Source organism: Brasilonema sennae CENA114 (assembly GCF_006968745.1).
Lineage (GTDB): Bacteria > Cyanobacteriota > Cyanobacteriia > Cyanobacteriales > Nostocaceae > Brasilonema > Brasilonema sennae.
On the sequence record NZ_CP030118.1, the window covers coordinates 3116209 to 3128318 of the forward strand.

Consider the following 12110-nt stretch of genomic DNA (forward strand, 5'->3'; position numbering starts at 1 on the left):
ACAACGCGCTTAACCCGACGCCAGGTGCTATAACGGGGGGAACCCCCGCAACGCACTGGCTCCGCAACGCACTGCCTCCTAATGACTAAGTAACTACCAACTAGACTTAACAACTCCGGGTAAAAGACCTTCGTGTGCCCATTCGCGCAGAACGTTGCGAGATAGCCCAAAGTCGCGGTAAACTCCTCTGGAACGACCTGTTAACCAGCAACGGTTACGGTGGCGGGTAGGAGCGCTATTGCGGGGTAGCTGTTGAATTTCACGGTGAATTTCGAGCTTATCAACAGGAGATTCTGTTTCTCTGAATTCTTCGAGCAGTGCTTGGCGTTTTTCAGCATATTTAGCCACCAATCTGGCGCGTTTTTTCTCGCGCTCAATCAAACTCTTTTTTGCCATAATGTCAGTGATTCATTTTAAAGACAGCATTTTCCATTCTATATAATCCCGCGTCTAGTGACCAAAGTCTCTTTTAGATAGGTCTTTTGGCTATGTTCCTAAAATTCCTTAATTTTTGCCTTGACAGTGACTTGTGGTACGTTAAAAGCAGAAGGACACAGATCAGCTAATTCACAAGCATCACAAGCAGGCGATCGCGCTTTACAAATCGCACGACCATGATAAACCAGCCGAATAGACCAATTTTCCCAATCTGCTTGAGGCAATAAACTCATTAAATCTCGTTCAATCCGGATGGGGTCTGTGTGTTCAGTTAACCCCAAACGCTCACTCAGACGTTTGACATGAGTATCCACTGTCACCCCAGCATTAATTCCATAAGCATGAGCAAGCACAACATTTGCTGTCTTTCGCGCCACACCTGGAAGGCGCACCATCTGTTCCATCTGCTTGGGGACATGACCGCCAAACTCATTGATAATCATCCGACAAGCAGCTTGAATATTCTTTGCCTTATTGCGATAGAACCCAGTGGAACGTACGCTTGTTTCTAACTCTGTTAAATCAGCATTCGCCAAACTTGCTGCGTCTGGAAATTTACTAAACAAAGCTGGTGTGACTAGATTAACTCGTTCATCAGTACACTGAGCTGAGAGAATCGTAGCCACCAGCAACTGTACTGGGGTTGAGTAGTTTAAAGAGCAAGTTGCATCTGGATAAAGACGCTTCAGGCGAACTAGGATTTCTAGCGCCCGTTGCTTCTGAGATGACTTTTTGCGGATACTCATTACTGGAATAATCTTTGCACCCACTCCAATTGGGTAGTTTCTTTAACGATGAGAAAAATTCCTAGTCCTAAAAGTATCACCAAACCAGTTTGCATGACACCTTCTTGAATACGATTCGGTAAGGGTTTACCGCGCAAACCTTCAATCAACAGAAAAGCGAGTTGTCCTCCATCTAAAGCTGGTAAAGGCAAAATGTTGATGAAAGCCAAGTTAATGCTGATCAAAGCACCAAAGAACAACAAATTGCTGATATCATTCTGAGCCCAGGTTGCACCAATCTCGACAATTTTAACTGGACCTGCGACTTGGCTTGCTGTTTCGCCGAAGTTAGTAACTAATTGTCCAAAACCTTGAGATGTCTTGATGAGAATCTGCTGAAATTGTGTAGCGCCAATTTTTAATGCTTCCACGGGGTTTGTGGCGCGACGATGCACGATTTTCTGGTTAGGAGAAAGACGGACACCTATGCTACCTTCTCCGTTCGCATTAGCTTCAGGAGTCAGATTCACAGACAGTTTTTGATCGCCACGGGCGATTGTCAAATTAATTGGCTTGCCTAAATGACTTTTGACGATTTCTGTGAAAGCTTTTAATTCTTGCTCAGAAGTCCCAAAAGTTTTGTTATCAGCAGCTAAAATGACATCTCCAGCCTGAAGACCTGCTTTAGCAGCAACTGAAACTGGTTGTGAAATTAATTCTGGGATGAGAATCCCGTTTTGAGCCGGTTGCGGTATGTTTACACCTACAACACCCACCTGTGTTACAAGCAGGAAGTAGGCAAATATTAAATTTGCTATCACTCCTGCACTAATCACAATCGCCCGATCTAAAACAGGGCGGTTACGTAAAAGATTTGGGTCATTGGGAGGAATATCACTATCTGGATCATCGTCAGGAAAACCGACAAACCCACCCAGAGGAAAAGCACGAACAGCGTATTCCGTTTGTACTCCTTGATACTTCCAAATCACCGGACCAAAGCCCAGAGAAAAGCGATTGACGTAAATCCCTTGGGACCTTGCTGCAATGAAATGTCCAAACTCATGCACCAGGATCAAAACAGCCAAGACTGCGATCGCTGCTAAACCCGCAAGAAATGACATAGATAAACAATGAATGAACTGATTGGGCGATACTTCTTTTCATTTTAAGGTGTGTCCAGAGGACACGACGCTGCAAAGGACGAAAAAACCGCCCATCAAATTGAGGGAAATTGCTATAACTTTTCCGAAAGCACAACTTACGCAGGTGTAGATTTAAATAGTACTATCTATGCTCTGTAAAATCTCTTACTAATGATAGATGTTATTGTTCTAACTAAGTTTCTATCTCCTTTGCTGCCTTACCTACTCAAACTAGGAGATAAAGCAGCAGAGGAAGCAGCAAAAAAACTTGGTGCAGATACGTGGGAAAAAGCGAAAGCGATTTGGGTTAAACTCCATCCTAAAGTGGAAGCTAAACCATCAGCCCAAGAAGCTGTCCAAGATGTAGCGCAAGCGCCTGAGGATGAAGATGCTTTAGCCGCACTGCGTCTGCAGCTTAAGAAGTTATTCAAGGAAGATCCAACGTTAGAAAGCGAAGTCACTCAGCTTCTGGCTGAAGCCGAAGCATCCCAAAGTCGTGGAAACATCAATATTGGTGGAGATGTCAAAGGTGTTTCTGCATACGACATTAGCGGAGGAAGTATCACTCAAGGCGATATTAGTTAGAGATAAGGGAACAGGGAACACTACCATCAAACTATGGGATGTGACTACAGGTAAACAAAAGATCACCCTCAACGGGCATAGCAATTCGGTCTATAGCGTGAGTTTTAGCCGAGATGGCAAGACTTTGGCTTCTGCGAGTTTTGACCAGACGATAAAACTGTGGAATGTGGCTACAGATAAACAGACTACCCTCACTGGGCATAGCGATGGGGTTACTAGCGTCAGTTTCAGCCCAGATGGCAAAACTTTGGCTTCTACAAGTTCTGACTTGACCATAAAACTGTGGAATGTCGCTACAAATAAACAGACTACCCTCAACGGGCATAGCGGTACAGTCCTTGGGGTGAGTTTTAGCCCAAATGGCAAGACCTTAGCTTCTGCGAGTTGGGACAAGACCATAAAACTGTGGGATGTGGCTACTGGTGAACAAAAGACCACCCTCAACGGGCATAGCAATTCGGTCAATAGCGTAGCTTTTAGTCCAGATGGCAAGACCTTAGCTTCTGCAAGTGCTGACTCTATAAAACTGTGCGATGTAGCTACAGGTGAAGAAAAGACCACCCTCAAAGGGCATAGCAATACAGTCATGAGCGTGAGTTACAGCCCAGATGGCAAGACCTTAGCTTCTGCAAGTTTTGACAAAACCATCAAACTGTGGAATGTGGTGACAGGTCAAGAAAAGACTACCTCAAGGGGCATAGCGATTGGGTTTATAGCGTAGCTTTTAGTCCAGATGGCAAGACCTTAGCTTCTGCAAGTTTTGACAAAACCATCAAACTGTGGGATGTGGCGACAGGTCAAGAAAAGACCACCCTCAACGGGCATAGCGATAAGGTCAAGAGCATAGCTTTCAGCCCAGATGGCAAGACCTTAGCTTCTGCAAGTTTTGACAAAACCATCAAACTGTGGGATGTGGGTACAGGTCAAGAAAAGACCACCCTTATCGGGCATAGCGATGTGGTCTATAGCGTAGCATTCAGCTCAGATGGCAAAACCTTGGCTTCTGCGAGTGCCGATAACACAGTGATTTTGTGGGATTTAAATTCTATTTTATCTAATTTAGATTTTGATAATCTTATGAGACGCGATTGTGATATAATCCGGGGTTACTTGAGAACCAATCCTAATGTTAGCGATCGCGATCGCACTCTCTGCAACGGCATTGGCACTCAGAATTAAAGGATAAACGGCAAGATTGACACTCCCCGAACTATGTAAGTATCGCCACTAGCTTTTGATGTGAAGCTATGACAAATTTGGTACTGATTTTTTAGCTGCTAACTGTTAAAACTAACTTAACTCAGAGTTAATCTTAAATTGTTTCTATTAGTTTTATACTGTGCAAGTGATAACACGTAATTGCGTTTACCAAAGCTCTACAGATGTTATTTGTTAGTCTTACCCACTTTTATATACAGTAAGATTTTAAACAACGTAATCTTTGTAGCTTACTGAAACATTAAATGAGTTGACACTAGGAAGTATTAGTGTAACTACAGGGATCTATACCTCCAGAACCAGGCAAAGTTGGAAACTACCAGTTGACTGCCTCTACCAAAATTCCACTATTCTTCGATGATTGGCGATCGCCTTGTAGCAGCAGATGTTATCGCTGCTACTTGGGCGTCTGTTGTCATTGTCTGAGCAAATTCGTGATTGAAATCTCCTGATATGGGAGATTACAACTCCTGTTAGAAGATCCCCCCAACCCACGCCACTTGCTTCAAGTCGGGAAACCCGCCCAACGCAGTGGCTCCCCTTAAAAAGGGGGGCTATCAACCCGTTTACCTATTTATCCCCTTTTTAAGGAAGGCTACGGTGTACACACAAGTTCTTGAATTACCCACTCATTCGCGCAAAACCTCACCCTGCCCTATCGGGCATCCCTCTCCTTACTAAGGAGAGGGAAAGATTTTAGCGCCGATTCAAGCGAGGGTGAGGTTTTGAACGAGATGTGTATACACCGTAGCTTTTTAAGGCGATCGCTCCCGCTTATACACACCAAACAAGGATCACTTATGGCGTCGAACCCAGGTTTATTAATTTCGGAAATATTTACTAACCCGTCTGGAAACGATTCACCTTTCGAGTATGTCGAGTTACTAGCAACTCAGACGATTGATTTTTCAGCAAATCCCTATAGCGTCGTTTTTGCCGACAACGGTACAGCTACTTCCAGTGGCTGGATCGCAGGTGGTAATCTTACTTATGGCTTTGACATTACAAGCGGTGTCGTGAATGCGGGTGATGTTGTTTATGTTGGTGGTTCCTCACTTGCACCGACTGGCAGAAAAGTACGCACGATCAATACGGGAACAACAAATGGCGATCGCTTTGGTAACGCTAACTCAGGAGGTGTACTGGGTAATGGCGGTAGCAACGCTGATGCTGTTGGAGTGTTTAATGTCAATATCAGCAATCTCACAAATTCTACTGTTCCTACCGACGCTATCTTTTTTGGTTCTGCTGGGGGTAATGCAGTTGTCAGTGGCGGTACTACAGGGTATCAGTTGCCTGTAAACGATCGCTATTCTGGTGGAAAGCTTCAGTCTAACAGCTTCTTAGCACCAGATCCTGGTTCAAACCAGGTCATAGTAGCTAATGGTACATTTAATACGACGACAAATACCTTCACTACAGCACGTAGCTGGAACATCAGTCCGGCAACTAATAACTCCTCTGCCATTACCCTCACCAGTGGTGGTGGTAGTGGTGCAGCACCAACTATTCAGGAAGCAACTGCCTCACCTTTTGTGAATCTTCCAGCAACAATTGCTGGGGCGGTAAGCGGTGTGATCGCAGATCCTACAGATCCAGCAAAAACGTTGGGACTTGATTTCACGATTGCAGACGCCGATACCCCACTCAATAACTTAACAGTCACAGCAGTTAGCAACAATCAAAACGTTGTCACCAATGCTAACTTAACTCTCGGTGGCACCGGTGCAAGTCGCAATCTGAAGATTAATCCGACTGGTGTAGGCTTTGCCGATGTTACAGTTACTGTCAGCGATGGCACTAACACCAATTCTTATTTAGTTAATTATGCAGCTTCGGCAGCTTCGGTTACCCCTAACACTACCCGTTTTCACACGGGTGCGAGTGATGCATCGACGGCGATCGCCATTGATTCCAACTACATGCTGGTGGGCGATGATGAAAGTCAAGTGCTTCGGCTGTACGATCGCAATCAATCTGGTTTAGCACTCAATGGCTTCGACTTCACGTCATCTCTGGGACTCACAGATACTAGTGGTAGCGGTGCACTCAGAGAAGTAGACATCGAAGCTGCAACCCGTCTGAATAACACAATATACTGGACAGGTTCCAACAGCAACTCCTCCAGCGGTGACTATAGACCGAACCGCGATCGCCTATTTGCAACGCAGATATCAGGCACAGGTGCAAATACTACCCTCAGCTACCAAGGACGTTACGACTTTCTAGAACAAGACGTGACCGCATGGGATAGGAACAACGGTCACGGATTGGGTGCTAATTACTTGGGACTGACTGCCAGTGCTACGCCTGGGGTGATTCCTGAAAGTATAAACGGTTACAATATTGAAGGTTTGACAATCGCACCTGATAACACCACTGCTTACGTAGCTTTTCGTGCCCCCCTTGAACCTGCAAGTAACCGCAGCGACGCGCTGATTGTTCCAGTCACAAACTTTACATCCCTATTATCTTCCACTGGTGGCGGTACACAGGGATCTGCAACCTTTGGCGCTCCCATTTTACTTGACTTGGGTGGTCGCGGGATTCGCGAGATTCAACGCAATGCGAGTAACCAGTACGTCATTATTGCTGGTTCTACTGGTTCTACCACAGGAACTGCTCCCAATGATTTCCGCCTGTTCACTTGGACAGGTAACCCAACAGATGCTCCCGAACTACGTAGTGCAAATTTAACAGCACTAAATACTGGTGGTAGCTTTGAGTCTATTGTTGCAGTTCCCGATAATCTCACAAGCACCAGCCAACTTCAATTGTTGACAGATAACGGTGATACTGTTTTCTACAACAACGGAACAGCCGCTAAAGATTTAGGGCAGAACAATTTCAAAAAGTTCCGTAGTGATATTGTTACCTTGGGCGACACCGTTGGTCAAGTCTTCAACGGCACCTCCGGTCGGGATACCATCATTGGTACAGAAGGAAACGATACCATCATTGGTGGTGTAGGTGGAGATACACTCACTGGCGGCGCTGGTTATGACAAATTTGTCTATACAAATATTCGTGATAGTGGCGATACAATTACTGACTTTAAAATTGGTACAGACAAGATTGTTTTGACTCAACTGCTTGATAGCTTAGTTTCTGGAGGATACAACGGCACCAACGCCATAGCCGATAACTATGTAAAAGTTGTCCAAGGCAGTAGTACCAACAACTTCAGCTTACAAATTGATGCAGATGGTTCTACAGGCGGAGATATTTTCCGACCTTTTATTACAGTTAATTTGGCATCCACAAGTACGGGTACTTTGAACGATCCAAGAAACTTCCTTTTCTAACAACTCAAACTAATAACGTAAGTTGCTAGTTAGTGATCCTAAACCGTATTGTTAGGATACATAAAGCAGCTTTTTGAGTACTTTAGAATACCATTTTTTTGAATTTAGTACTTAAAATAAGGCGCTTTTTGATAACTAGCAACTTGGGTTAATATCGCAGTCCTAAATGATTCGTGAAATTTCCTCTTCTCTCTTTTCTTGGCGTCCTTGGCGTCTTGGCGGTTCGTTTAATAAAAAAAATAAACCGCAAAGGACGCGAAGAGCACAAAGGTAAGAAAGTTTAAAAGGGTTTTTGCGTAAGTCCCATTATTCACTCTTAAGAGCGAGGTTTTTTCATGCCGCCAATTAACTTGAGTAGTGTTTACTCTCAAAACTTTGATTCGTTAGCCAACTCAGGTAGTAATACATGGACTGATGACTCCACTATTTCTGGCTGGTACTCTAACAGAATAGCTTACACAGCAGGCACTGGATCAAGCAATACAGGGTCACTCTATAGTTTTGGTAATGCTGCCAGTACAGAACGTGCTTTGGGATCGGTGGCGTCTGGCAGCACAGATACGATTTACTATGGAGTTCGTCTTCTCAATAACACCAGTAACACAATTAACGCACTCAATATTAACTACACGGGTGAGGAGTGGAGAAATGGCGGCAATACAACTCCACAAAGACTAGATTTTCAATATCAAATTGGCGCAACCAATATCACTTCGGGTAGCTGGACTGACTTTAATACACTAGACTTTACCAGCCCCATTGCCACAGCAACTGCGGGTGCATTAGATGGTAACGCAGCGGGCGGTCGCACTGTTTTGTCTTCTACTTTAAGTGGTTTTACCCTTGCCCCAAATCAAGAAATCTGGCTGCGCTGGCAAGACTTAAACGATACTGGAAATGATCACGGCTTGGGAATTGATGACTTCTCTGTCTCTGCAACCAATGCCCCTCCTCCTCCACCACCCACATCTTCTACTCGCATCCATGACATTCAAGGTGCAGCACATATCTCACCTTTAAACGGTCAAACGGTTAGTAACGTTCCTGGTATAGTCACAACTGTACGTTCCAACGGCTTTTACTACCAAGACCCCAACCCAGATACAAATGATGCCACCTCAGAAGGGATCTTTGTCTTCACCAACTCTGCACCAACAGTCGCTGTCGGAAACTCTGTGTTGGTTAGTGGTACAGTAACCGAGTTTCGCCCTGGTGGTTCTACTGGCGCAAACAACCTCACTATCACCGAGATTACCAATCCAACGATTACCACAGTCTCAACTGGTAATCCTTTGCCTAGTCCTATTGTTCTAGGTAATGGCGGACGGACAATTCCAAACATGGTGATTGAAAACGATGCTAGCAACGTAGAAACGAGTGGAACTTTCGACCCTGCCCAAGATGGCATCGACTTTTACGAAAGCTTGGAAGGGATGCTCGTACAGATTAACAATCCTGTAACAGTTAGCCCTACCAACAGTTTTGGTGAAATCTGGGTACTGGCGGATAATGGTGTGAATGCCACAGGACGAACTGCGCGTGGCGGTAGCATCATCAGTCAAAATGATTTTAATCCAGAACGGATTCAGATTGATGACACCCTGGTCAACTTGCCTACTGTTAACGTTGGTGCTCAACTGAGCACAATTACAGGTGTTGTAGACTACAGCTTCAATAACTTTGAAGTATTGCCAACCACCGCACCAACTGTCATTTCCAACAACCTCACAAGAGAAGTCACTGGTTTAACTTCTGTCGATCCCAACAAACTCACAGTTGCCACCTTCAACGTCGAAAACCTCGATCCTGGTGATGGTGCGGCTAAGTTCAACGGTCTGGCTAGTGCAATTGTCAATAACCTGAAGACTCCAGACATCATTAGTGTAGAAGAAATTCAGGACAACAATGGACCAACGAATGATAGTGTGGTGGATGCTAGCACAACCTACCAGACTTTAATCAATGCGATCGCATCTGCTGGCGGTCCCACTTACCAATATCGCCAGATTAATCCAGTAGACGACACCAATGGTGGTGAACCGGGTGGTAATATCCGGGTGGGTTTCCTGTTCAATCCCAACCGCGTCGCTTTTATAGATCGTCCTGGTGGGACTTCTACCTCCAGCACTACAGTCAGCAACGTCAATGGTGTTCCTGTACTCTCTGATAGTCCCGGTCTTATTGACCCCACCAACTCCGCCTTCAACAGCAGTCGTAAGCCTTTAGTTGGGGAATTTGCCTTCAACGGTCAAAGTGTATATGTTATTGCTAACCACTTCAACTCTAAAGGTGGCGACCAACCCCTGTTTGGACCAAATCAACCCCCAACCCTCTCTAGCGAGACACAGCGCAACCAGCAAGCGACAATAGTGAAAAACTTTGTTCAGAACATTCTGGCTGCTGACTCCAACGCCAATGTGGTTGTAGCGGGTGACTTGAACGATTACCAGTTCTCTAACCCACTCAATATCCTAAAAAGTGCTGGACTCACAGATCTCGTTGAAAACCTGCCTGAAAACGAACGTTACACCTTCAAAGTTGTAGGTAACGCCCAAGTTTTGGATCACATTCTGGCTAGTAGCAATTTGAACAATAACTCAGAGTTCGATGTTGTTCACATTAACTCAGAGTTTACAGATCAAGTGAGTGACCATGACCCAAGTGTAGCTCGCTTTAATTTGCCAGCTATAAAGGATACATCAACAACAGGTCGTGGCACATTGACTGGAGGTTCTGGAAATGATGTCCTGATCGGTGGTTCGGGTGCAGACTCCCTCACTGGTGGTGCTGGCAACGACAAATTTGTATACACAAGTATACGCGACCAAGGTGACACTATTAATGATTTTGAGGTGGGCAAAGACAAGATTGTCTTCACCCAACTACTAAGTAGTTTGATTTCAGGAGGCTACGGTGGTACTGACGCTATTGCCGATAACTATGTCAAAGTTGTCCAAGGCACTAGTTCCAATAACTTCAGCGTACAAATTGATGCAGATGGTTCTACAGGCGCAGACATCTTCCGACCATTTATCACGGTTAATCTTCTGGGTACGCGTAACCTCAACAGTTCTAGTAACTTCGTGTTTTAAAAGCTTAAGGTTGCAATTACCATTTTTGTGCTGGCATCTACCAACAAAGTTCATCAACTAAATTAACGGAGTTTTCAATGTCAGCTAAAACTTTTTGGAAAACTGTAGCTTTGGGCTTATTCAGCTTAAGTAGTATCACGATTGCAAAACCATCTTTTGCTGCCAGTGTTGACCTAAGGAGTTTCAATAGAGGAGGTGATGTTGGTAATGTAACTCCAACTCAAGCTACAATCACTAACGCTTACGCAGATGGCGGTGATGATGGCGGTACGAACTATAATGTCTCGGGAAATCAGCCACTTTTTCCGTACCAGTTAGAAACTTTTTTGGGTCTAAGTCCGGGATCTCTTGGTCTTGATATTGCTGAGGGGTCTGCTATCAGTATTTTGAGAAACTTCCAAGCTGGAGATGTTTTTAGTTTTAACTCAAACTTTCAAACCTTTGATGATCCAGGTATTGACCGTGCCTTTGTGTCGATTGTTAACTCAACAACGGGTTCAGTCATCACCCCTCTAACGCTTGGTAATTCTACTTTCAACTATACCTTCTCAACTGCGGGCAACTACACCATCGGCATTGGCGTTGTCGATGGTCCTTTTAATGGGCTACCTGATGCTACTTTCTCATCACGATTGATTGTCAGTAATGCAAACGTAGCGCCAGTTCCCGAACCTCTCACAATCTTGGGTTCTCTGACAGCACTGGGATTGGGTGCGAATATGCGCCGAAGATTTGGTAAGGCTCGGTAAGTTTTGATACTGCTTGAAATGTGTGATACAAATGATTGGTCTTAAATTCTTTCCCCCTGAGAGACTATCGTGTACACACATCTGGCTTTTCACCTCACGTTCGCTTTTCGCTTCCCTAAAATTTTTCCCTCTCCTTTATAAGGAGAGCCAGTGCGTTGCGGTGAATCCAGCGCTGCTCTCCGCTCAGACAACTCTTGGCACGGCGCTGGCTCGACTTCGCAGCTTTTGGGGGGAAGCACAGGAACATAACGTGCCGCCCGTAGCACCTGGCGTGAGGGATGCCCAACAGGGCAGGGTGAGGTTTTCCCACAATTTTGGGTAATTCGATAACTTGTGTGTACACCGTAGCCCTGAGAGGGGGAAGGTGCTGTATATTTGCATCAACCCTTAAGTGAAACGGTACCCCCGCCAAGCAGTAAGCTTTGCGCGTCAGTGTCACCGCAATACGCTTGGTGATAAGCATTTTTCACTTTGCGAATTGGGTTTGGGCAAAAGGTTACTGGGTTTGGGTTAAAGGTTTTTTCTTCCCCTTTTCCTTTTCCCTTTAACCGAACCGTATTGAGTGTCACCCCATCTGTTAGCTCAAATATCGCATCATGGGATCGACACAAATTTTCATATGCAGCACGAACTTTATGCTTTGAGTCGTGCGAATGGTTCCATAACGGTAATCAGAGTTGTTAGCACTTGTGTAATTTTCAGTTGCTGGGAGTCTGTCGTCAAATACAGGCTCCTTTTCTTTTTTTCTACCTGTAAATTTGTCCTCGCTTTCAGTATATTTAGTTATATAGCAGGGAACGCTTAACGCTTAACAGACTTGAAAGTCTCTTGGTGAGCGTGTTTTATCATTACT

General features: G+C 44.9%; 7 protein-coding genes and 1 pseudogene. 5 read left to right on the plus strand and 3 right to left on the minus strand.

What is annotated here, in order from left to right; all coding sequences use genetic code 11:
* Positions 1–93: 93 nt before the first annotated feature.
* The 3 genes from rpsN to rseP all read right to left on the minus strand — a co-directional run bounded on the left by rpsN (position 94) and on the right by rseP (position 2287).
* Positions 94–396, minus strand: coding sequence for a 30S ribosomal protein S14 (gene rpsN / locus DP114_RS13265; RefSeq protein ID WP_169263735.1), 303 nt, complete (start codon positions 394–396; stop codon positions 94–96).
* 98 nt (positions 397–494) lie between these two features.
* Positions 495–1184, minus strand: a complete 690-nt coding sequence (gene nth / locus DP114_RS13270; RefSeq protein ID WP_171976307.1) for an endonuclease III — start codon at positions 1182–1184, stop codon at positions 495–497.
* The gene (gene rseP / locus DP114_RS13275; protein WP_169263737.1) at positions 1184–2287 is read right to left on the minus strand and encodes an RIP metalloprotease RseP; all 1104 of its coding nucleotides are present in this window, start codon (positions 2285–2287) and stop codon (positions 1184–1186) included. The genes nth and rseP overlap by 1 nt, the downstream gene beginning before the upstream one ends.
* 192 nt (positions 2288–2479) lie before the next feature.
* On the opposite strand from rseP, the gene DP114_RS13280 reads away from it, so the two are divergent.
* From DP114_RS13280 to DP114_RS13300, 5 genes and pseudogenes are all read left to right on the plus strand, one after another.
* Positions 2480–2893 (plus strand): hypothetical protein, encoded by a 414-nt coding sequence (locus DP114_RS13280; RefSeq protein WP_169263738.1) that lies wholly within the window; start codon positions 2480–2482, stop codon positions 2891–2893.
* A 22-nt stretch (positions 2894–2915) separates the two neighbouring features.
* Positions 2916–4072: pseudogene (locus tag DP114_RS36295) on the plus strand (WD40 repeat domain-containing protein); the annotation flags it as partial.
* Positions 4073–4911: 839 nt separating this feature from the next.
* The gene (locus tag DP114_RS13290) at positions 4912–7416 is read left to right on the plus strand and encodes a type I secretion C-terminal target domain-containing protein (protein WP_171976308.1); all 2505 of its coding nucleotides are present in this window, start codon (positions 4912–4914) and stop codon (positions 7414–7416) included.
* Positions 7417–7751: 335 nt separating this feature from the next.
* Positions 7752–10508, plus strand: a complete 2757-nt coding sequence (locus tag DP114_RS35950; protein ID WP_171976309.1) for an endonuclease/exonuclease/phosphatase family protein — start codon at positions 7752–7754, stop codon at positions 10506–10508.
* 77 nt (positions 10509–10585) lie between these two features.
* Positions 10586–11257, plus strand: a complete 672-nt coding sequence (locus tag DP114_RS13300) for a PEP-CTERM sorting domain-containing protein (protein ID WP_169263742.1) — start codon at positions 10586–10588, stop codon at positions 11255–11257.
* Positions 11258–12110 lie beyond the last annotated feature (853 nt).